20 protein-coding genes are annotated in these 22327 nt (G+C 70.6%); 11 read left to right on the top strand and 9 right to left on the bottom strand.

Annotated features, from left to right (window positions below):
* Window positions 1-86: 86 nt before the first annotated feature.
* The 3 genes from valS to ACWGPE_RS12190 are packed head-to-tail and all read left to right on the top strand — an operon-like array spanning window position 87 to window position 3348.
* Window positions 87-2669, top strand: coding sequence for a valine--tRNA ligase (valS, locus tag ACWGPE_RS12200; protein WP_452048784.1), 2583 nt, complete (start codon window positions 87-89; stop codon window positions 2667-2669).
* Window positions 2670-2677: 8 nt separating this feature from the next.
* Complete coding sequence (locus ACWGPE_RS12195; protein ID WP_231430956.1) at window positions 2678-3124, top strand: GNAT family N-acetyltransferase; 447 nt, start codon at window positions 2678-2680, stop codon at window positions 3122-3124.
* Entirely contained in the window at window positions 3124-3348 is a 225-nt protein-coding gene (locus ACWGPE_RS12190; protein WP_231430955.1) for a hypothetical protein, read from the top strand. The genes ACWGPE_RS12195 and ACWGPE_RS12190 overlap by 1 nt, the downstream gene beginning before the upstream one ends.
* A gap of 24 nt (window positions 3349-3372) precedes the next feature.
* Here the strand turns inward: ACWGPE_RS12190 and ACWGPE_RS12185 are convergent, their stop codons facing one another.
* The gene (locus ACWGPE_RS12185) at window positions 3373-4194 is read right to left on the bottom strand and encodes a methyltransferase domain-containing protein (RefSeq protein ID WP_376930228.1); all 822 of its coding nucleotides are present in this window, start codon (window positions 4192-4194) and stop codon (window positions 3373-3375) included.
* Window positions 4195-4203: 9 nt separating this feature from the next.
* A complete protein-coding gene (locus tag ACWGPE_RS12180; protein ID WP_231430953.1) occupies window positions 4204-4644 on the bottom strand; it encodes a YdeI/OmpD-associated family protein in 441 nt (146 codons plus the stop codon).
* A gap of 106 nt (window positions 4645-4750) precedes the next feature.
* Here ACWGPE_RS12180 and ACWGPE_RS12175 point away from each other — a divergent pair, with 106 nt between their 5' ends.
* A complete protein-coding gene (locus ACWGPE_RS12175; RefSeq protein ID WP_452048783.1) occupies window positions 4751-6811 on the top strand; it encodes a M3 family metallopeptidase in 2061 nt (686 codons plus the stop codon).
* 66 nt (window positions 6812-6877) lie between these two features.
* Here ACWGPE_RS12175 and ACWGPE_RS12170 read toward each other — a convergent pair whose 3' ends face one another.
* The 5 genes from ACWGPE_RS12170 to sufB are packed head-to-tail and all read right to left on the bottom strand — an operon-like array spanning window position 6878 to window position 10989.
* Window positions 6878-7207: a metal-sulfur cluster assembly factor gene (locus tag ACWGPE_RS12170; RefSeq protein ID WP_231430951.1), complete on the bottom strand. Its 330-nt coding sequence runs from the start codon at window positions 7205-7207 to the stop codon at window positions 6878-6880.
* Window positions 7208-7227: 20 nt separating this feature from the next.
* Entirely contained in the window at window positions 7228-8007 is a 780-nt protein-coding gene (sufC, locus tag ACWGPE_RS12165; RefSeq protein WP_231430950.1) for a Fe-S cluster assembly ATPase SufC, read from the bottom strand.
* Between the two features lie 50 nt (window positions 8008-8057).
* Window positions 8058-8384 (bottom strand): non-heme iron oxygenase ferredoxin subunit, encoded by a 327-nt coding sequence (locus ACWGPE_RS12160; protein WP_231430949.1) that lies wholly within the window; start codon window positions 8382-8384, stop codon window positions 8058-8060.
* 1 nt (window position 8385) lies between these two features.
* Window positions 8386-9540, bottom strand: a complete 1155-nt coding sequence (gene sufD / locus ACWGPE_RS12155) for a Fe-S cluster assembly protein SufD (RefSeq protein ID WP_452048782.1) — start codon at window positions 9538-9540, stop codon at window positions 8386-8388.
* Window positions 9541-9570: 30 nt separating this feature from the next.
* Window positions 9571-10989: a Fe-S cluster assembly protein SufB gene (gene sufB, locus ACWGPE_RS12150; RefSeq protein WP_231430947.1), complete on the bottom strand. Its 1419-nt coding sequence runs from the start codon at window positions 10987-10989 to the stop codon at window positions 9571-9573.
* Window positions 10990-11242: 253 nt separating this feature from the next.
* Between sufB and ACWGPE_RS12145 the strand changes: the two genes are divergently transcribed.
* Window positions 11243-12139, top strand: coding sequence for a COX15/CtaA family protein (locus ACWGPE_RS12145; protein WP_231430946.1), 897 nt, complete (start codon window positions 11243-11245; stop codon window positions 12137-12139).
* 21 nt (window positions 12140-12160) lie between these two features.
* Here ACWGPE_RS12145 and ACWGPE_RS12140 read toward each other — a convergent pair whose 3' ends face one another.
* Both ACWGPE_RS12140 and ACWGPE_RS12135 read right to left on the bottom strand, forming a co-directional pair.
* Complete coding sequence (locus ACWGPE_RS12140) at window positions 12161-12739, bottom strand: type IV toxin-antitoxin system AbiEi family antitoxin domain-containing protein (RefSeq protein WP_452048795.1); 579 nt, start codon at window positions 12737-12739, stop codon at window positions 12161-12163.
* 168 nt (window positions 12740-12907) lie between these two features.
* The gene (locus ACWGPE_RS12135) at window positions 12908-13828 is read right to left on the bottom strand and encodes a heme o synthase (protein ID WP_452048781.1); all 921 of its coding nucleotides are present in this window, start codon (window positions 13826-13828) and stop codon (window positions 12908-12910) included.
* A 319-nt stretch (window positions 13829-14147) separates the two neighbouring features.
* Between ACWGPE_RS12135 and tkt the strand changes: the two genes are divergently transcribed.
* From tkt to pgl, 6 genes are read left to right on the top strand one after another with little or no spacing between them, the layout of a single operon-like run.
* Window positions 14148-16241 carry a transketolase gene (tkt, locus tag ACWGPE_RS12130; RefSeq protein ID WP_452048780.1) on the top strand — a complete coding sequence of 698 codons (2094 nt, stop codon included), beginning with the start codon at window positions 14148-14150 and terminating at the stop codon, window positions 16239-16241.
* A gap of 25 nt (window positions 16242-16266) precedes the next feature.
* Window positions 16267-17376, top strand: coding sequence for a transaldolase (gene tal, locus ACWGPE_RS12125; RefSeq protein WP_231430943.1), 1110 nt, complete (start codon window positions 16267-16269; stop codon window positions 17374-17376).
* A complete protein-coding gene (locus ACWGPE_RS12120) occupies window positions 17373-18977 on the top strand; it encodes a glucose-6-phosphate isomerase (protein WP_275506936.1) in 1605 nt (534 codons plus the stop codon). The genes tal and ACWGPE_RS12120 overlap by 4 nt, the downstream gene beginning before the upstream one ends.
* A 20-nt stretch (window positions 18978-18997) precedes the next feature.
* Window positions 18998-20539, top strand: coding sequence for a glucose-6-phosphate dehydrogenase (zwf, locus tag ACWGPE_RS12115; protein ID WP_231430941.1), 1542 nt, complete (start codon window positions 18998-19000; stop codon window positions 20537-20539).
* A complete protein-coding gene (locus ACWGPE_RS12110; RefSeq protein WP_275506935.1) occupies window positions 20536-21495 on the top strand; it encodes a glucose-6-phosphate dehydrogenase assembly protein OpcA in 960 nt (319 codons plus the stop codon). The genes zwf and ACWGPE_RS12110 overlap by 4 nt, the downstream gene beginning before the upstream one ends.
* Window positions 21492-22262: a 6-phosphogluconolactonase gene (gene pgl, locus ACWGPE_RS12105; RefSeq protein WP_231430939.1), complete on the top strand. Its 771-nt coding sequence runs from the start codon at window positions 21492-21494 to the stop codon at window positions 22260-22262. Before ACWGPE_RS12110 ends, pgl begins: the two co-directional genes overlap by 4 nt.
* Window positions 22263-22327 lie beyond the last annotated feature (65 nt).

Raw genomic sequence — 22327 nt, 5'->3', positions numbered from 1 at the left:
TTCCCCGGTGCGCTCCGCTAGGCTTGAGCGTCACATTCAGGCACCTCATCACGGACTCGGTGCCGCAGATATCGAACCGGAGCATCATGACCGACACCTCGCGCATCCCCGACAAGCCCGCTCTCGAAGGCCTCGAATCGGTCTGGGGAGGCGCGTGGGAGCGTGAGGGCACCTACCGGTTCGACCGCGGATCGGCCACGCGCGAGTGCATCTACTCGATCGACACTCCCCCGCCGACGGCCTCGGGTTCGCTGCACATCGGCCACGTCTTCTCGTACACCCACACCGACGTCGTCGCGCGCTTCCAGCGCATGCGCGGCAAGCACGTGTTCTACCCGATGGGGTGGGACGACAACGGCCTGCCGACCGAGCGCCGCGTGCAGAACTACTACGGCGTGCGCTGCGACCCGACTCTCCCCTACGTCGAGGACTTCGTGCCGCCGTTCGAGGGCGGCGACGGCAAGTCCACGAAGGCCGCCGACCAGGTGCCGATCTCGCGCCGCAACTTCATCGAGCTCTGCGAGCGACTGACCGTCGAGGACGAGCAGCAGTTCGAGGCGCTCTGGCGCATGCTCGGCCTCTCGGTCGACTGGACCCAGACGTACCGCACCATCGCCGACGAGGCGCTGTTCACCTCGCAGCTCGCGTTCGTCCGCAACGTCGAGCGCGGCGAGGCCTACCAGGCGCTCGCGCCGACGCTGTGGGACGTGACCTTCCGCACCGCCGTCGCCCAGGCCGAGCTCGAAGACCGCGAGCAGCCTGGGCACTACCACCGGGTGTCGTTCCACCGCCCCGACGGCGGCATCGTCGAGATCGAGACGAGCCGGCCCGAGCTCATCCCCGCGTGCGTCGCGCTCGTGGCACATCCCGACGACGAGCGCTACCAGCCCCTCTTCGGCACGACGGTGACGACGCCGGTGTTCGGCGTCGAGGTGCCGGTCGTCGCGCACCACCTCGCCCAGAAGGACAAGGGCACCGGCATCGCCATGATCTGCACCTTCGGCGACGTGACCGACGTCGTCTGGTGGCGCGAGCTCGACCTGCCCAACCGCGCGATCATCGGATTCGACGGCCGGGTCATCGCCGAGGCGCCCGAGGCGATCACCTCCGAGGCGGGGCGCTCGGCGTACGCCGAGCTCGCCGGCAAGACCACGTTCAGCGCGAAGCAGGCGGTCGTGCAGCAGTTGCGCGACTCGGGCGACCTGCTCGCCGACCCGAAGTCGATCACCCATCCGGTGAAGTTCTTCGAGAAGGGCGACAAGCCGCTCGAGATCGTGTCGACGCGCCAGTGGTACATCAAGAACGGCGCGCGCGACGAGGCGCTGCGCGAGCGACTCCTCGCGCACGGCCGCGAGATGGACTGGCACCCCGACTTCATGCGCGTGCGCTACGACAACTGGGTCGGCGGCCTCTCGGGCGACTGGCTCGTTTCGCGCCAGCGCTTCTTCGGCGTGCCCATCCCCGTCTGGTACCCGCTCGACGCGCAGGGCGACCCCGTGTTCGACGAACCGATCGTCGCCACCCAGGACCTGCTGCCCGTCGACCCGTCGTCCGCACCCGCGCCCGGCTACGACGAGGCGCAGCGCGGAGCGCCCGGCGGCTTCATCGGCGAGCACGACGTGATGGACACGTGGGCGACCTCGTCGCTCACCCCGCAGCTCGCGGGCGGCTGGGAGCGCGATCCCGAGCTCTGGAGCCTCGTCTTCCCCTACTCGCTGCGCCCGCAGGGCCAGGACATCATCCGCACCTGGCTCTTCTCGACGACGCTGCGCGCCGAGCTCGAGCACGGGGTCGCGCCGTGGGCGAACGCGGCGATCTCGGGCTTCATCGTCGATCCCGACCGCAAGAAGATGTCGAAGTCGAAGGGCAACGTCGTGACGCCCGCCGGACTGCTCGAGCAGCACGGCTCCGACGCCGTGCGCTACTGGGCCGCGTCGAGCCGACTCGGCACCGACGCCGCGTTCGACCCGCAGAACCCGACCCAGGTGAAGATCGGGCGCCGGCTCGCGATCAAGGTCCTCAACGCCGCGAAGTTCATCCTCGGCTTCGAGGGCTCGGCGGACGCCCCGGTGACGGTGCCCGTCGACCGCAGCATGCTCGCCGAGCTCGCCACGGTCGTGGACCGCGCCACCCGCGCGCTCGAGTCGTACGACCACGCTCGTGCGCTCGAGGTCGCGGAGACCTTCTTCTGGACCTTCTGCGACGACTACCTCGAGCTCGTCAAGGAGCGCGCGTACGGCGAGCCCAGCCCCGAGCAGGCCTCGGCCGTCGCCGCGCTGAAGACGGCGCTCGGCGTGCTGCTGCGGCTCTTCGCCCCGGTCATCCCGTTCGCCACCGAGGAGGCGTGGAGCTGGTCGCACGACGGCTCGGTGCACCGGGCCGCCTGGCCGACCGCCGACGAGCTCTCGGCCCGCGGCGAGGCGAGCGGCGAGCTGCTCGAGCTCGCGAGCCTCGCGCTCACCGGTATCCGGCGCGCGAAGACCGACGTCAAGGCCTCGCAGAAGACGCCCGTCGCCCACGCGACGATCGCCGCGCCCGCCGCGACGACCGCGCTGCTCGAGCACGTGGCATCCGACCTGCGCGCGGTCGGGCGCATCGCCGAGCTCGCCTTCACCGAGGCCGACGAGTTCGACGTCCGCGACGTCGTCTTCGAGGCGCCGTCCGAATAGGGGGAACCATGACCAACGAGATCCGGATGGCCGGAGACGACGACTTCTTCGGCTGGCTGCCGCTCTTCGAGGCGTACTGCACGTTCTACGAGACCGAGCTCGACGACCAGAAGGCGCTCATCGTCTGGAACTGGCTGCGCGACGAGCACAATCCGCTGCAGGCCGCGCTCGCCGTCGACGAGGAGGGCACGCCCGTCGGGCTCGCGCACTTCCGCCAGGTCCCCGAGTCGCTGAGCGCCACCTACGGCATGTACCTCGACGACCTCTACGTGGCCGAGTCGCAGCGCGGCACGGGCACTGGCCGTGCGCTCATCGAGTTCGTGCACGCTCGCGCAGCCGAGGTCGGCCACGGGGGCGTGGCGTGGATCACGGCCGCCGACAACGAGACCGCGCAGCAGCTCTACGACCGCCTCGCGAAGCGCACGAGCTGGGTGACCTACGAGATGGAGGCCTGATGCGACTCGGCACGAGGTGGGCGTTCGGCGACGAGCCTCCGGCCTCGGTGCCGGGCGACCTCCGTCCGCGCATCGCCGCAGCCGAGGCCGCGTTCGAGGGCGATCCCGCTGGTCGCCACTGGACCCTCACCTGGCTCGAGGGACGCCCGATCGCCGAGCTCGACGACGGCACCGTCGTTCGCGAGGTCATCGCCGACGCGCTCGACGCCGACGAGGACTGGTAGCGCTCCTCGACCGGCGGTACCCGCTCAGGCCCGGGCGAGCACCTCGCCGTGCGGCATGAGCAGCCACCCGTCACGATCGGCCGCCCAGTCGCGCCACGCCTGCGCGACCCGCCGGAGCTCGTCGGGGTTGGAGTGTCCCGACTCGATCGCGTGTGCGGCGAAGCTCGACTCGGTCGCCCGCTCGGCCCACGAACCGCCCCACCACTCGCGCTCGAGGTCGCTCGCGAACACCCAGACGGAGCCCGACGCGGTCACGTCGGCGAATCCCGCCTCGCGCGCCCACCGCTTGAGGTGGCGGCCGGCGTGAGCGTCGCCGCCGTTCCAGTCGTGCACGTCGTGGTACAGCGCGAGCCAGCGATCGAGGCCCGCCGAGGCCGGGCTCCAGATGATCCCGCCGTAGTCGACGTCGCGTACGGCGAGCAGTCCCCCGGGCCTGAGCACGCGCCGGAACTCGCGCAGCGCGTCGACGGGCCGGGCGAGATGCTGCAGCACCTGGTGGGCGTGCACGACGTCGAAGGCGTCGTCGTCGACGTCGAGCTCGTAGGCATCACCCGTGCGGAACTCGACGTTGCCGACCCCCTCGCTCGCTGCGAGGCCGGCGGCCTGCGCCACGACGTCTTCAGACGCGTCGATGCCGACGACCCTTCCCGGGCGCACGCGGCGCGCGAGGTCGACGGTGATCGTGCCCGGGCCGCAGCCGACGTCGAGGATGCGGGCGCCGGCATCGAGATGCGGGGCGAGGTACGCCGCCGAGTTCTCGACGGTGCGCCACGCGTGGATGCGCAGGACGCTCGCGTGATGGCCGTGGGTGTACGCGTCGCGGGTCGACGGCGATTCGCTCTCCATGACCCGAGCCTACGCGCGCAGCGTTTCGACGGCGGCCGCGATCCGGCGCTCGCGCGTCTCGGGGCGCTTCGCCTCGGCGACGCCGCGTGCGAGTTCCTTCCGCCGCGAGTACGACAGCGCCTCGAAGGCCCTCCTCGCGGGCGGCTCGGCGTCGAGGGCTGCCGCGAGGTCGGCCGGCACGTCGACCGCGCGCTCGGCGGTGTCGAGGTCGACGGTCGCCTCGACCGCATCACCGATGTCGACGCCGAGCTCGGCGCGCACCGCCTTCGACAGCCCGATGACGTTGCGGCCGTCCATCACGGCCAGGCGCACCCGCGCGGTGCGGCCGGCGATGCCGACGACGACCGCGGCGCGCTTTCCGCCGCCGAGCGCGTCGACCTGGGCATCGGTCAGCTCGAGGGCGGTCGCCGGGCCGAACGGGACGAGCACGGTGCTGATGCGAACGGTCATGGATCGATCATGGCGCGCGCGACGCGCGGATGAGAAGCCCGGCGCCGCGCGGCGACACGGATCCACGCGCCGCCGCCCCGATCGGCCGCGCCCGTAGTGTTGACGGATGGACGACGCCCATCGCAACCCGCTGCTCGACCCGAGTCCGCTCCCGTACCGGTTGCCCCTGTTCGAGCTCATCACCCCCGCCGACTTCCGGGAGGCGCTCGAACTCGGCATGGGCGAGCAGCGCGAAGAGCTCGACCGCATCGCCGGCGACGCCGACCTGCCGACGTTCGAGAACACGATCGTCGCCCTCGAGCGCTCCGGCGCGACGCTCCGCCGGGTGCTCCCGGTCTTCGAGAACCGCAGCTCGGCCGACGCCGACGAGGCCGTCGACGCGATCGAGGCCGAACTCGCGCCGAGGCTCGCCGCGCACCGCGACGCGCTGCTTCTCGAACCCCGCCTGTTCGCGCGAATCGACGCGCTCGTCGCGCGACTCGACGCCGGCGGGCTGGAGCTCGCCGACGACGAGGCATACCTGCTGCGCCGCCGGCATCGCGTCGCCGTGCTCGCCGGCGCCCGCCTCGACCCCGACGGGCGCGCCGCGCTCGAACGCCTCAACGAACGCATCGCCGGACTCACGACCGCCTTCCAGCAGACGCTCCTCGCCGACACCAACGAGCGGGCGCTCCATCTCACCGATGAACACGACCTTGCTGGGCTCGACGACCGGCGCCGCGCGACGGCTCGTGCGGCGGCGGTGGCCCGCGGGCTCGACGGCTGGCTCCTCCCCCTCGTCCTGTCGACGCAGCAGCCCGCACTCGCCGAGCTCGACTCCCCAGCGTCGCGCGACCGGCTGTTCGCCGCGTCGCGGGGTCGCGGCATCTCGGGCGGCGACCACGACACCCGCCAGATCCTGCTCGCGCTCGTCGCGCTCCGCGCCGAGCGGGCGAAGCTGCTGGGCTTCGCCGACCACGCGAGCGCGGTCACCGCCGACGAGACCGCCGGGACGGCCGAGGCCGTCGCCGAACTGCTCGGGAGGCTCGCGCCGACCGCCATGGCGAACGCGCAGCGAGAGGCGACCGCCCTCGCCAGACGGGCCGAGCGGGACGGACTGCGCCCGTTCGAGGCATCCGACTGGATCTACCTCGCCCAGCGCGAACGGGCCGAACGCCACGACGTCGACCTCGCGGCGATGCGCCCGTACCTGGAGGCCGACCGGGTGCTCCGAGACGGCGTGTTCCACGCGGCGACCCTGCTCTACGGGCTCCGGTTCGCCGAACGGCCCGACCTCGTCGGCCACCACCCCGACGCGCGGGTGTTCGAGGTGAGCGAGGCGGACGGCGCCGCCGTCGGGCTGTACGTGCTCGACCTCTATGCGCGCTCCTCGAAGCGCGGCGGCGCCTGGATGAGCTCCCTCGTCGAGCAGTCGGAGCTCACGGGCGACCTGCCCGTCGTCGTCAACCACCTCAACGTGCAGAAGCCCGCCGACGGCGACCCGACGCTCCTCACCTTCGACGAGGCCGAGACGCTCTTCCACGAGTTCGGCCACGCCCTGCACGGGCTGCTCGCGCGCGTGCGGTTCCCGAGCGCCGCGGGCACGAACGTCTTCCGCGACTTCGTCGAGCTGCCGAGCCAGGTGAACGAGCTCTGGATGCTGCGGCCCGAGGTCCTCGGGAACTACGCGGTGCACCACGAGACGGGAGAACGGCTCGCCCCCGAGTTCGTCGAGCGCCTCCTCGCGTCGCGCACGTTCGGCGAGGGATTCTCGACGACCGAGTACCTCGCGGCTGCGATCCTCGACCAGGCCTGGCACCGGCTCGACGCAGGGACCGCCGCAGCACTGGCGCCCGCCGACGTCGCGGAATTCGAGCGCGCGGCGCTCGACGCCGCCGGGCTCGCCGACCCGCTGCTGCCGCCGCGGTACTCGAGCGGCTACTTCGCCCACGTCTTCGCGGGCGGCTACGACGCGGGCTACTACTCGTACGTCTGGAGCGAGGTGCCGGGCGCCGACATCATGGCCTGGTTCGAGGAGCACGGCGGCGCGACGCGCGAGAACGGCGGCCGGTTCCGGGCGGAGATCCTCGGCCCGGGCGGCTCGCGCGATCCGCGCGAGTCCGTGCGCGCCTTCCTCGGCCGCGAGCCGCGGATCGACGCGCTGCTCGCTCGCCGCGGCCTGACCTGAAACGACGGATGCCTCGTGCAGCGACTGCTGCACGAGGCATCCGTGCTCGTGGTTCGGGCGACCGGGTCAGATCGCGAAGCCGAGCGCCCGCATCATGTCGCGGCCGTCGTCGGTGATGCGTTCGGGGCCCCACGGCGGCATCCACACCCAGTTGATGCGGAACGCCTCGACGACCCCGTCGAGGGCCTCGGCCGTCTGCTCCTCGATGACGTCGGTCAGCGGGCAGCCGGCGCTCGTGAGCGTCATGTGGATGACGAGCGCGTCGTTCTCGTCGTCCCAGCCCAGGTCGTAGATGAGGCCGAGGTCGACGATGTTGACCCCGAGCTCCGGGTCCATGACGTCTTTCAGGGCCTCGGAGACCTCGTCGTAGCGCTCGGGCGCGAGTGAGGTGACCATGGTGCGATTCTACCCGTGGACTATTCGGCGGCGGCCGCGGACGCCGGCTCGGCGACCTGGTAGCGGTCGTAGCCCTCGTCCTCGAGGCGGTCGGCGAGCTCGGGGCCACCCTGCTCGGCGATGCGACCGGCGACGAACACGTGCACGAAGTCGGGCTTGATGTAGCGGAGGATGCGCGTGTAGTGCGTGATGAGCAGGATGCCGAGGCCCGTGTTCGCCTTGGCCCGGTTGACGCCCTCCGAGACGATCTTGAGCGCATCGACGTCGAGGCCCGAGTCGGTCTCGTCGAGGACCGCGAACCGCGGCTTCAGCAGCTCGAGCTGGAGGATCTCGTTGCGCTTCTTCTCGCCGCCCGAGAAGCCCTCGTTGACGTTGCGCTCGGCGAAGGCCGAGTCCATCTTCAGGTTCGACATCGACTCGCGGACGTCCTTCACCCACGTGCGGACGCTCGGCGCCTCGCCGTCGATCGCCGTCTTCGCCGTGCGGAGGAAGTTCGTGACGGTGACGCCGGGAATCTCGACCGGGTACTGCATCGCGAGGAAGAGACCCGCGCGAGCACGCTCGTCGACCGACATCTCGAGGACGTTCTCGCCGTCGAGGAGGATCTCGCCCTCGACGACCGTGTACTTGGGGTGGCCGGCGATGGTGTAGGCGAGCGTCGACTTGCCCGATCCGTTCGGGCCCATGATGGCGTGGATCTCGCCCTCGTTGATGACGAGGTCGACGCCGCGGAGGATCTCGCGGGTGCCCTGGTCGGTCTCGACGTTGACGTGCAGGTTCTTGATCTCGAGCACAGACATGTTCTTGGGAATTCTCTTTCGGTAGCCGGCCGCGGCCGGAGCAGCGTGGGTCAGACGGTCAGCGTGACCGAGGGGTCGATGTGGACGTCGCCGCCCTCGATCTCGACCCGGTAGACGGGAACCGGCTCGTAGGCCGGGAGGGTGAGGGGCTTGCCGGTCTTCAGCGAGAACTTCGAGCCGTGGGCCCAGCATTCGAGCGTGTCGTCCTCGACGAAGCCCTCGGCGAGCGAGATGTCGCCGTGGGTGCACGTGTCGCCGATCGCGAAGACATCGCCCGCGGAGTCCTTCACGACCGCGATCGGCACGCCGTCCAGAACGAATCGCGACGCCTGGTTCTCGACGAGCTCGTCGACGGCGCAGACACGAACGGATGCCACGTCAGTTCCCCTGCAGTTCGGCTTCGATGGCGGCGGTGAGCCGCGATTCGAGCTCGGGCGAGCCGATCTTCTGCACGACCTCGGTGAGGAAGCCGCGCACGACGAGGCGACGCGCCTCCTCTTCGCGGATGCCGCGGGCCATCAGGTAGAAGAGCTGCTCGTCGTCGAACCGGCCGGTCGCCGACGCGTGGCCGGCGCCCTCGATGTCGCCGGTCTCGATCTCGAGGTTCGGCACCGAGTCGGCGCGCGTGCCCTCGGTGAGCACGAGGTTGCGGTTCTGCTCGTAGCTGTCGGTGCCGGTCGCCTTCTGGCCGATGAGCACGTCGCCGATCCAGACGGTGCGCGCGCCCTCGCCCTGCAGGGCACCCTTGTAGGTCACGCGGCTCTTGGTGTGCGGCGCGTCGTGGTGCACGTAGACCTGCTGCTCGAGGTGCTGTCCGGCGTCGGCGAAGTAGAGGCCGAGCGCCTCGACGTCGGCGCCCTGCTCGGCGAGGTGGGTCGAGGGGTTCACCCGCACGACCTTGCCCCCGAGGGAGACGACGATGTGCTTGAGGAAGGCGTCGCGGCCGACCTTCGCGAACTGGCTCGCGAGGTGCACCGAGTCGTCGCTCCACTCCTGCAGCGAGACGACGGTGAGCTGAGCGCCCTCGCCCACGAGGATCTCGAGGTTCTCGGACAGGCGGGCGTCGCCGGTGCCTCGGAGGACGACGAGGCCGCGGCTGTTCGGCGCGATCTCGATGATCGTGTGGGCCGCGCGAGGCGTGGCGCCGAAACCCGAGCGGGTGACGGTCGCGACCTTGTCGTCCTCACCGGTCACGGAGATGAGGAGCGCCTCGTCGAAGCTCGACCAGGCGTTGGCGCTCGCGCGCTCCTCCGGCGTGCCGGCCGTGCCGATGCGGGCGTCGTCGCGGGCGATCCACGAGACGGCGACGCCGTCGACCTCATCGGCCTCGACGTCGGGACGAGAGCCGTCGAGCGCACCCGAGGTCAGGTCGGCGAACGCCGCGACGGGCGACAGCTTCCACTCGTGCTCGCGGCCGTTGACCGGCTCGAAGTCCTCGACGTTCACGGAGCGGAAGCGCTCGGAACGGGTCTGGACCGGGACGAACGCGCCGTCGGAGTGCGCGACGAGCCCGTGCTGCTCTGCGGTGGGCATAGCGGTGCTCTGCATTGCGGTGGTCATCGCTTAGCCGACCGATCCTTCCATGCCCATCTCGATGAGCTTGTTGAGTTCCATCGCGTATTCCATCGGCAGCTCGCGCGCGATCGGCTCGATGAAGCCGCGCACGATCATCGCCATGGCCTCGTCCTCGGGGATGCCGCGGGCCATCAGGTAGAACAGCTGCTCCTCCGAGACCTTCGAGACCGTGGCCTCGTGTCCGAGCTGCACGTCGTCGACCCGGATGTCGATCGCCGGGTACGTGTCGCTGCGCGAGATCGTGTCGACGAGCAGCGCGTCGCAGCGCACGGTGTTGGCCGCGTGGTGGGCGTTCGCGTCGACGCGGACCTCGCCGCGGTAGCCGGCGCGGCCGCCGCCGCGTGCGATCGACTTCGAGACGATCGACGACTGCGTGTACGGCGCCATGTGGATCATCTTCGCGCCCGCGTCCTGGTGCTGGCCCGGGCCGGCGAAGGCGACCGAGAGGGTCTCGCCCTTGGCGTGCTCCCCCATGAGGAAGATCGACGGGTACTTCATCGTCACCTTCGAGCCGATGTTGCCGTCGACCCATTCCATGGTGGCGCCCTCGGCAGCCGTGGCGCGCTTCGTGACGAGGTTGTAGACGTTGTTCGACCAGTTCTGGATCGTCGTGTAGCGAACGCGGGCGTTCTTCTTCACGATGATCTCGACGACGGCCGAGTGCAGCGAGTCGCTCTTGTAGATCGGGGCGGTGCAGCCCTCGATGTAGTGCACGTACGAGCCTTCGTCGGCGATGATGAGCGTGCGCTCGAACTGGCCCATGTTCTCGGTGTTGATGCGGAAGTAGGCCTGCAGCGGGATCTCGACGTGCACGCCCTTCGGCACGTAGACGAACGAGCCGCCCGACCAGACCGCCGTGTTCAGCGCGGCGAACTTGTTGTCGCCGGCGGGGATGACGGTGCCGAAGTACTCCTCGAAGAACTCGGGGTGCTCGCGCAGCGCCGTGTCGGTGTCCATGAAGATGACGCCCTGGCGCTCGAGCTCTTCGTTGATCTGGTGGTAGACGACCTCGGACTCGTACTGGGCCGCGACGCCCGCGACGAGGCGCTGGCGCTCGGCCTCGGGGATGCCGAGTCGCTCGTAGGTGTTCTTGATGTCGTCGGGCAGGTCCTCCCAGGTCTGGGCCTGCTTCTCGGTCGAGCGCACGAAGTACTTGATGTTGTCGAAGTCGATCTCCGACAGGTCGGCGCCCCAGGTCGGCATGGGCTTGCGCTCGAAGAGCTGCAGGCCGCGCTGGCGGCGCTGGAGCATCCACTCCGGCTCGTCCTTCAACCGCGAGATATCGGCGACCACCTCCGGCGAGATTCCGCGACGGGCCGAGGCCCCCGCGGCGTCGGAGTCGGCCCAGCCGAACTCGTAATTGCCGAGCCCTTCGAGCTCGGGGCGGTCGATCAGTACGTCCGTCATGCTCTCCCTCTTCTCCTCCCGTGCGACCGGCTATCAGTCCGGCTCATCCCCCTCGCCAGTCGAGGCACTCGGTGAGCGGGTGATGATGTGCGGGTGGCTCCAGTGCGAACCTAAGATGGCTGGTGCCTGCGTGCCGCGCTCTTGCGCGCGTCGCAACAGTTGCGCCAACCACTCAAGTCTATAGGGTCGCCGCCGTGTGGGTCCTGGGACTCCCAGCCCCGTCACAGCGCGACCCGGATCAGGAACGACCCGCGTGCCCCGTTCACTCCGCTTCTTCGCCTGGGCCTCCTTCGTCGCGCAGGTGACGATCATCGCGACCGGCGGCGCGGTGCGCCTCACCGGTTCGGGCCTCGGATGCCCGACCTGGCCGACGTGCACGCCGGAGTCGCTCGTGCCCACCGAGGAGCTGAGCTACCACTCGCTGATCGAGTTCGGCAATCGGACGATGACCGGAGTCGTGGGCGTCCTCGCCCTCATCGTGTTCCTGCTCGTCTGGCGCATCCGGCGCGAGCGGCGCGACCTGTTCGTGCTCTCGCTGATCGTCGGCATCGGCATCGTCGCGCAGGCGATCGTCGGCGGCATCACCGTCTGGACAGGCCTCAACCCGTTCATCGTCGGCTTCCACTACGTCTCCTCGCTCGTGCTCGTCTGCGTCACCGCAGCTTTCCTCGCCCGTCTCGACGAACCCGCAGGCCCTCGTGAGCGGGCCGTTCCCGCCTGGTACGCGGGACTCACGCATGCGACGAGCGCGGTGCTCGCGATCTCGATCGTCTTCGGCGTCCTCACGACCGGGTCGGGTCCCCACTCGGGCGACGCGGCAGCCGGTCGCACCGGCTTCGACTCCGAGGTCCTCGAGCACGTGCACGCGTGGCCCGGCTACCTGCTGTTCGTACTCACCCTCGTGCTCGTCATCGCCGCATGGCGCGACGGCCTGCCGACCCGCCGCTGGGCGACCGCGCTGCTCGTCGTCGAACTCGTGCAGATCGCGGTCGGCCTCTACCAGGCGCGCAACGGCCTGCCGCCGCTCGCCGTCGGGGTGCACATGGTGCTCGCCGCCCTCTCGGCCGCCGCGATGACCCTCGTCATCCTGCACCTGAAGCGCCCGATCGCTGCCGAGGTGTCGCGTACCCCGGTCGCGGCATCCGCCTGACCCGCGCCACCATTTCGGAGATCAGCGCAGGTTCGGGCACCTGGAGCCCGATCGCTCCGCGTTCACGGCGATCCCCGATCTCTGTCGCACTCCCGATCCGGGTGCCATGACAAAGACAGCAGTCAGCGCCGGTGCAGGCCCTGCGCGACCGCCCGCGCGATGCGGTCCTGCACTCCCGGCCAGTCGTGGACGACGTGGTGAGAGCCCACCCTGATGACGTGGTAGCCGAGCAGAACGAGCCACGAGCGCAAGGACGTTCTCGATCGGGTCGACGAGCGCGTCGGGATGCCGCGGCACAAGCGGTCTCGACCAGTGGACTCGTGCGGCGAGCGGCGGCACGGCGCCGTGCGCGTCCTTCGCGACGTGCGCGCCGTCGTCCTCGAGTACCCAGAGTCCCAGCTGCCTCGCGCGGGTGACGCAGGTGATTACCACTCCGGCGCGCGCAGCAGCGACGAGATGCGCATCTGCGTTCGGCAGTGCCACCCACCCTCGTCGCACGCGCACGATCCGCCCCGCCTCGAGCGCACGTCGAAGATGGTGGCGGCTGTGTCCGGCGGCTTGGAGGTTGGCCATCCGGGCGACACCGTCGCTGCGGCGCATGGTGTGTTCGAGATCGAGCATGCCAAGCCCGACGCCCGACGCCCGACGCCGCCCGATCGGAGATAATCCAGCTTTCGGAGCCACGGGCTGACACCCTTCCGAGTCGGTGGCGATCTCCGAAGAGGCGACGGGCGCAAATTGCGCCCGGAAGGGAGGTGAGACCCCGACTCAGAAGGGCAGCAGCGGGTCGACGCCGACCGCGAGGAACAGCAGCGACAGGTACGCGATCGAGCCGTGGAACACGCGCATCGGCGAGACCTGGACGTGCCGGATCGCGAGGTTGTACAGGCGGTGCGTCTCGTAGATGAACCAGACGCCCGTGACGATCGCGACGGTCGAGTACACCAGCCCCATGTCGGCAATGGGGATCAGCAGGAGCGAGCAGGCGACCGTCGCCCACGCGTAGAGGATGACCTGGAGTCCGACCTGCGCCCGACCGCGCACGACGGCGAGCATCGGAACACCGGCCGCCGCGTAGTCGTCCTTGTACTTCATCGACAGCGGCCAGTAGTGCGGCGGGGTCCACAGGAAGATGATCAGGAACAGGATGAACGGTGCCCAGTCGAGGCTGCCGGTGACGGCCGCCCAGCCGATGAGCACGGGCATGCAGCCCGCGATGCCGCCCCAGACGATGTTCTGCGCGGTGCGGCGCTTGAGGATCAGGCTGTAGAAGACGACGTAGAGCAGGATCGCCGCGAGCGAGAGCAGTGCGGCGAGCCAGTTCGTGAAGACCCACAGCCAGACGATGGATGCCGCGCCCAGCGCGTACGCGAAGACGAGCGCCTCGCGGTCGCTGAGTTCACCGGTGACGAGCGGGCGCCCCTGGGTGCGCTTCATGACCCGGTCGATGTCGCGATCGATGTAGCAGTTGAACGCCCCTGCGGAACCGGCGCTCATGGCACCGCCGATGAGGGTCGCGAGCATCAGCCACAGGCTCGGCAGCCCCTGCTGCGCGAGGATCATGGTCGGCGCCGTGACGACGAGCAGCAGCTCGATGACGCGCGGCTTCGTGAGCGCGAGATAGGCGGCGAGCTTGCGCCGAACGGTCATCGCCGGTCGGGCTTCACGGGTGTCTACGGCTGCCTGCATCGTTCCTCTTCCGAGGCGCGCGCGCAGGCTCGTGCCGGGCGCCGCGCCGCCTCCCGACGATTCTAGGCCATCCGGCCGGCCGGGCCCGGTTCGGCGCCACCGCAACCCTCACACGAGACACTGCGCGGTGTGAGTCATACCCCGTCATCGCGCGTCACGAAGTCCATATACTGAGGAATGCGCGCTTGGCGCCGTGATCCACGATTCCCCCCAAGGCATCCCAACCGGTTCACGCGCCCGGCGGTACCGCGCCGCAACGTCCTCGGCGGGTCGGGGACGAGTTCCCCGTCGCCGTCACGAACGGAAGGAACTGCACCTCGTGGCAACTCTGCACTGGGAATCCATCGACGATCGCGCGGTGGACACCGCCCGGGTGCTCGCGGCTGACGCCGTCGAGAAGGTCGGCAACGGCCACCCCGGCACCGCGATGAGCCTGGCCCCCGCCGCCTACCTCCTCTTCCAGAAGGTCATGCGCCGCGACCCGGCCGACCACGCCTGGCTGGGCCGAGACCGGTTCATCCTCTCGGCGGGGCATTCGTCGCTCACCCAGTACGTGCAGCTCTACTTCGCCGGCGACGGCCTCGAGCTCGACGACCTGAAGGCGCTCCGCACCTGGGGCTCGAAGACCCCCGGCCACCCCGAGTACGGCCACACCGCCGGCGTCGAGATCACGACCGGCCCGCTCGGCCAGGGCCTCGCCTCCGCCGTCGGCTTCGCGTACGCCGCCCGCTACGAGCGCGGCCTCTTCGACCCCGACGCCCCGGCCGGCGAGAGCCCCTTCGACCACTTCGTCTACGTGATCGCAGGCGACGGCGACCTGCAGGAGGGCGTCACCTCGGAGGCGTCGAGCCTCGCCGGCCACCAGCAGCTCGGCAACCTCGTCGTCATCTACGACTCGAACCAGATCTCCATCGAGGACGACACCAACATCGCCTTCACCGAGGACGTCGCGAAGCGCTACGAGTCGTACGGCTGGCACGTGCAGACGGTCGACTGGAAGAAGACCGGCGAGTACGTCGAAGACGTCCACGAGCTCCACCGCGCGATCGATGCCGCGAAGGCCGAGCAGGCGAAGCCCTCGATCATCATTCTGAAGACGATCATCGGCTGGCCCTCGCCCGGCAAGCAGAACTCCGGCAAGATCCACGGTTCCGCCCTCGGCGGCGCCGAGCTCGCGGCGACGAAGGAGGTGCTCGGCTTCGACCCCGAGGAGAGCTTCGTCGTCGCCGAGGATGTGATCGCACACACCCGCGCCGCGCGCGAGCGCGGTGCTGCCGCGCACGCCGAGTGGCAGCAGGCGTTCGACGCGTGGGCCGCGGCGAATCCCGAGCGCAAGGCGCTGCTCGATCGCCTCGAGGCGGGCGAGCTTCCCGAGGGCATCGCCGACGCGCTGCCCGTCTTCGAAGGCGGCACCGAGGTGTCGACGCGTGCCGCTTCCGGCAAGGTCATCAACGCCCTCGCCGCGGAGCTGCCCGAGCTCTGGGGCGGTTCGGCCGACCTCGCCGAGTCGAACCTCACGACCATCAACGGCGGCGGCTCGTTCGTGCCGACGGAGCACTCGACGCACGAGTGGGCGGGCAACCCCTACGGCCGCGTGCTGCACTTCGGAATCCGCGAGCACGCGATGGCCGCGATCGTGAACGGCATCGTGCTGCACGGCCCGACCCGTGCGTTCGGCGGCACGTTCCTCATCTTCAGCGACTACATGCGGCCGTCGGTCCGGCTCGCCGCGCTCATGCAGGTCCCCTCGATCTTCGTCTGGACCCACGACTCGGTCGCCCTCGGCGAGGACGGACCGACCCATCAGCCGATCGAGCAGCTCGCGACGCTCCGCGCGATCCCGGGCCTCGACGTCGTGCGTCCCGCCGACGCCAACGAGGTCGCCCACGCGTGGCTCGAGATCCTGAAGCGACGCAGCGGACCGGCCGGCATCGCCCTCACCCGCCAGAACATCCCGGTGTTCGAGCGGGGCGACGGCGAGGCATCCGGCGACGTGCTCGCGAGCGCCGCGAACACCGCGAAGGGCGCCTACGTGCTGGCCGACGCCGCGTCGGGCGAACCCGACGTGATCATCATCGCGACGGGCTCCGAGGTGCAGCTCGCACTCGCCGCCCGCGAGACGCTGGCCGCTGAGGGCATCGGCGCCCGCGTCGTCTCCGCCCCCAGCCTCGAGTGGTTCGACGAGCAGGATGCCGCGTACCGCGAGTCGGTGCTGCCTGCGTCGGTGACGGCACGGGTGTCGGTCGAGGCCGGCATCGCGCTCACCTGGCACCGGTACGTCGGCGACCGCGGCCGGTCGGTGTCGATCGAGCACTTCGGCGCGTCCGCCGACTACAAGACCCTGTTCCGCGAGTTCGGCATCACGGCCGAGGCCGTCGTCGCCGCCGCGAAGGAATCGCTCGCGTCGGCCTGACGCGAGCCAGAAGAGGAGACACCCCATGACCAGCTCCCCCACCGCCGCCCTCTCGGAGGCCGGCGTCAGCATCTGGCTCGACGACCTCTCGCGCGAGCGCCTCGTGACGGGCGACCTCGCCCGCCTCATCGCCGAGCGCAACGTCGTCGGCGTCACCACGAACCCCACGATCTTCGCGAACGCGCTCACCGCGGGCAACGGCTACACCGAGCACCTGCACGAGCTCGCCGTCGCGGGCGCCGACGTCAACACCGCGGTGTTCGACATCACGACCGACGACGTGCGCGCGGCGGCCGACGTGCTGCGGCCCGTCTACGACCGCACCGGCGGCGTCGACGGCCGCGTCTCGATCGAGGTCGAGCCCGGTCTCGCCCACGACACCGAGGGCACCGTCGCCCAGGCGAAGGCCCTGTGGGCGAAGGTCGACCGGCCGAACGCGATGATCAAGATCCCCGCGACCGTCGAGGGCCTCGACGCGATCCGCGAGACGATCGGCGCCGGCATCAGCGTCAACGTCACGCTCATCTTCAGCCTCGACCGCCACCGCGAGGTCATCGAGGCCTACCTCTCCGGCCTCGAGCAGGCGAAGGCGGCGGGCCACGACCTGTCGCAGATCCACTCGGTCGCCTCGTTCTTCGTCTCCCGCGTCGACACCGAGATCGACAAGCGGCTCGTCGCCATCGGCACGCCCGAGGCGCTGGCCCTCAAGAGCAAGGCGGGCGTCGCGAACGCCCGGCTCGCGTACGAGCTGTTCGAGGAGCAGTTCGCGACCGAGCGCGCCCAGGCGCTGATCGCCGCCGGCGCGAACCTCCAGCGTCCGCTCTGGGCCTCGACCGGTGTCAAGGACCCGACGCTGCCCGACACGCTCTACGTGACCGAGCTCGTCGCCCGCGGCGTCGTCAACACGATGCCCGAGAAGACGCTCGAGGCGACGTTCGACCACGGCGTCGTCGAGGGCGACACCGTCACCGGCAACTACGCCGGCGCCGGCGAGGTGCTCGACGCGCTCGCGACCGTGGGCGTCGACTACGACGACGTCACCGCACTTCTCGAGCGCGAGGGCGTCGAGAAGTTCAACGTCTCCTGGGGCGAGCTGCTCGACTCCGTGCGCACCGCGCTGGAGGCCGCCCGATGAGCTTCCGCATCTCCGTCTCGGGCGCGGCCGCCGATGCGGTGCGCCGCACGGTCCCGGCACTCGTCGCCGACCTCGTGGCGAGCGGCATCACCGCGCAGGACCCCGCGCTCTGGGGCCCCGCGGCCGAAGACGAGGCCGGCAAGCGCCTCGGCTGGACGGAGGCCGTCGCGGTCTCGCGCCCGCTCGTTGCCGAGATCGAAGCCCTGCGCGACGAACTCGAGGCCGCCGGCGTGCGTCACATCGTGCTCGCCGGCATGGGCGGCTCATCGCTCGCACCCGAGGTGATCACGCGCACCGCACGCGTCGATCTCACGGTCCTCGACTCCACCGAGCCGGGGCAGGTCCGCGCCGCGCTCGGCGACCGGCTCGAGGCATCCGCCCTCGTCGTCTCGTCGAAGTCGGGCTCGACCGTCGAGACCGACAGCCAACGCCGGGCCTACGAGCAGGCGTTCCGCGACGCCGGCATCGATCCGACCGACCGCATCATCGTCGTGACCGACCCGGGTTCGCCGCTCGACGAGTCGGCCCGCGCGGCCGGATACCGCGTCTTCAACGCCGACCCGAACGTCGGCGGCCGCTACTCGGCGCTCACGGCCTTCGGCCTCGTGCCCTCGGGCCTCGCGGGCGTCGACATCGCGGAGATCCTCGACGAGGCCGAGACCATCGAGCTCTCGCTCGCGATCGATACGCCCGACAACCCCGGACTCGTGCTCGGCGCCGCGATCGCCGCGACCGCGCCGCTGCGCGACAAGCTCGCGATCGTCGCCGACGGCACCCACATCGTCGGGTTCGCCGACTGGGCCGAGCAGCTGATCGCCGAGTCCACGGGCAAGGAGGGCACCGGCATCCTGCCCGTCGTGCTCGACGCCGATGCCCCCGAGCTCGGCGAGTCGCTCCCCGACCTGCAGGTCGTGCGCCTCGTCGACGACGCAGGAGACTCGATCTTCACCCACGACCGGTCGGGCGACATCCGCGTGTCGGGCACGCTCGGCGCCCAGTTGCTCGTGTGGGAGTACGCGACCGCCGTGGCGGGGCGTCTCCTCGGCATCAACCCGTTCGACCAGCCCGACGTCGAATCGGCGAAGGTCGCCGCGCGCGGCCTCCTCGACGCGCGTCCGGCACCCGAGCCCGCCGCGTTCGTCGCCGACGGCATCGAGGTGCGCGGCACCCCTGAGGTGATCGGCGCCGCGAGCGACCTCGTCTCGGCCGTCGACGTCCTGCTGGAGGAGCTGCCGGCGAACGGCTACGTGTCGATCCAGGCCTACGTCGACCGGGTCGCCCACCCCGAGGTCGCGAAGCTGCGCGACCTCATCGCGGCGCGAGCCGGTCGCCCCGTCACCTTCGGATGGGGCCCGCGGTTCCTCCACTCGACGGGCCAGTTCCACAAGGGCGGCCCCGCGGTCGGCGTGTTCCTGCAGATCACGCAGACGCCGGTCGACGACCTCGCCATCCCCGAGCGCCCGTTCACCTTCGGGCAGCTCATCGCAGCCCAGGCCTCCGGCGACGCGAGCGTGCTCGCCGAGCACGGGCGCCCGGTGCTCACACTGACGCTCACCGACCCGGCCGCGAACCTCGGCCCGCTCATCGACGCCATCGGGTGACCGAACGAAAGGACCGGCACGTGGTTTCGGCAGAGATCTCGGCGCACCACAACCCCCTCCGATCTCCCAAGGACTACCGGCTCAACCGCATCGCGGGGCCGTCGAGCCTCATCATCTTCGGCGTGACGGGCGACCTCTCGCGCAAGAAGCTGATGCCGGCGGTCTACGACCTCGCGAACCGCGGGCTCCTGCCCCCGGGCTTCGCGCTCGTCGGGTTCGCCCGCCGCGACTGGGAGGACGAGGACTTCGCACAGATCGTGCACGACTCCGTGAAGGAGTACGCCCGCACCGAGTTCCGCGAGGACGTCTGGCAGCAACTCGCGCGAGGCATCCGGTTCGTCACCGGGACGTTCGACGACGACGCGGCGTTCGACCGCCTGCGTGACGTCGTCGCGACGCTCGACCGCGAACGCGGCACGATGGGCAACCACGCGTTCTACCTGTCCATCCCGCCGAAGTCGTTCCCGCTCGTCACCGAGCAGCTCAAGCGCTCGGGCCTCACCGAGCAGCGCGACGGCCAGTGGCGGCGGGTCGTGATCGAGAAGCCGTTCGGCAGCGACCTGGCGTCGGCGCGCGAGCTCAACGACGTCGTGGCGAGCGTGTTCCCGCCCGACTCGGTCTTCCGCATCGACCACTACCTCGGCAAGGAGACGGTCCAGAACATCCTCGCCCTGCGCTTCGCCAACCAGCTGTACGAGCCGATCTGGAACACCAACTACGTCGACCACGTGCAGATCACGATGGCCGAGGACATCGGGGTCGGCGGTCGTGCCGGCTACTACGACGGCATCGGCGCGGCCCGCGACGTCATCCAGAACCACCTGCTGCAGCTGCTCGCGCTCACCGCGATGGAGGAGCCGATCTCGTTCGACGCCGCCGACCTGCGCGCTGAGAAGGAGAAGATCCTTGCCGCCGTGCGCATCCCCGAGGACCTCGCGACGGGCACCGCGCGCGGTCAGTACTCGGGCGGCTGGCAGGGTGGCGAGCACGTCGTCGGCTTCCTCGAGGAGGACGGCATGAACCCCGCCTCGACGACCGAGACCTACGCGGCGATGAAGCTCACGATCGGAACCCGGCGCTGGGCCGGCGTACCGTTCTACCTGCGTGCCGGCAAGCGCCTCGGGCGTCGCGTCACGGAGATCGCCGTCGTGTTCAAGCGGGCGCCGCAGCAGCTCTTCGCCGACAGCCAGACCTCCGAGCTGGGCCAGAACGCGCTCGTCATCCGCGTGCAGCCCGACGAGGGCGTCACCATCCGGTTCGGCTCGAAGGTTCCGGGCGCCGGCATGCAGGTGCGCGACGTCACGATGGACTTCGGATACGGCCACGCGTTCACCGAGGCGAGCCCCGAGGCGTACGAGCGGCTCATCCTCGACGTGCTGCTCGGCGACCCGCCGCTCTTCCCCCGCCAGGAGGAGGTCGAGCTCAGCTGGAAGATCCTCGACCCGATCGAGGAGTTCTGGGCGACCCAGGGTCAGCCCGAACAGTACCGGCCCGGCACCTGGGGGCCGAGCTCGGCCGACGAGCTGCTCGCCCGCGACGGACGCACTTGGAGACGCCCATGATCGTCGAACTGCCCGACACGACCACGAGCCAGGTCTCGAAGACGCTCGTGAAGATCCGGGAGGACGGCGGCGTCGTCGCCCTCGGCCGGGTGCTCACGCTCGTCATCGCCACCACGCCCGACGCCGAGGAGGAGGCCATCGAGGCGGCCAACGACGCCTCGCGCGAGCATCCGATGCGCGTCATCGTGGTCTCGATCGAGCCCGGTACCGAATCCGATGCGATCGAAGCCCGACTCGACGCCGAGATCCGGGTGGGCGGCGACGCGGGTGCGAGCGAGGTCATCATCCTCCGCGCGCACGGCGACGCCGCGCGCTACGAGGAGAGCCTCGTGATGGCCCTGCTGCTGCCCGACGCCCCGGTGGTCACGTGGTGGCCCGGCGCCGCGCCCGCGGTGCCCGGGCGCTCACCGCTCGGGCGCATCGCGCAGCGACGCATCACGGATGCCTCGACCCAGCCCGATCCGCAGGCGGCCCTGCATGCGCTCGCGGCGAGCTACACCCCCGGTGACGCCGACTTCTCGTGGACGAGGCTCACGCTCTGGCGGGCCCAGCTCGCCGCCGTGCTCGACCAGCCGCCCTACGAGCCGATCACCGCGGTGCACGTGTCGGGCGCGATCGACTCGCCGTCGACGACCCTGCTCGGCGCCTGGCTGCGGCTGCAGCTCGGCTGCTCGACCGAGGTCGAGCTCACCGGCGTCGACGAGGGGTCGCACGGCATCCACGGTGTGCGGCTCGATCGCCCGAGCGGCCCCATCGAGCTCGTGCGCGACGTGCCGGGAGTTGCGACGCTGCGTCAGCCCGACCAGCCGCTGCACGACGTCGCGCTCCCCCGACGCAGCCTTCGCGACTGCCTCGCCGATGAGCTGCGCCGACTCGACCCCGACGAGCTGTACGGTGAAGTCATCGCGAAGGGGCTCCGGCTCCTCGCCGACGACGGTGCGGAGGAGATCGAGTGACGAACGAACGCCGGGTGCTCGTGCACCCCGACAAGGCGACGCTCGCCGGCGCGGTGGCCGCGCGATTCATCACGAAGACGCTCGACCTGCTCGACGCGCAGCCCGTCGTGCACGTCGTGCTCACGGGCGGGTCGATGGGCTCGGCCGTGCTCGAGGCCGTGGCCGCCTCCCCCGCTCGCATGTCGATCGACTGGTCGCGCGTGCACTTCTGGTGGGGCGACGAACGGTGGGTTCCGCACGGCGATGCCGATCGCAACGATCGCCAGTCGCGCGACGCCCTCCTCGACGATCTCGACCTCCCCGACGAGAACGTGCATCCGTTCCCGGCTTCCGACTCCGGACTGACGCTCGACGAGGCCGCCGTCGAGTACGCGGCCGAGCTGGCCGACCATGCCGCCGAGGGCGCCGAGCACCCGATCTTCGACATCACGTTCCTCGGCGTCGGACCCGATGGACACATCGCCTCGCTCTTCCCGCACCGGTCGGGCATCGAGGTCGCCGACCAGACGGTCATCCCCGTGCGCGATTCGCCGAAGCCGCCGCCCGAGCGCCTCAGCCTCACCCGCCCGGTGCTCAACGCGTCTCAGCGCGTATGGATGGTGCTCGCGGGTGCCGACAAGGCCTCCGCCCTCGGGCTCGCACTCGCCGGCGCGAGCCGCGACGAGGTGCCGGTCGCCGGCATCAAGGGACGCCGGCGCACCGTGTTCTTCGTCGACCGCGACGCCGCGGCCGAGGTGCCCGAGGCGCTCATCGCCCGGGAGTACTGACGCGGATCACCCCACGCACGACGAACGGGGCGGGCCGATGGCCCGCCCCGTTCTCGTCGCCCAGG

The organism is Agromyces sp. NPDC055658 (assembly GCF_053618155.1).
This window is presented reverse-complemented; position numbering and strand designations above follow the sequence as displayed.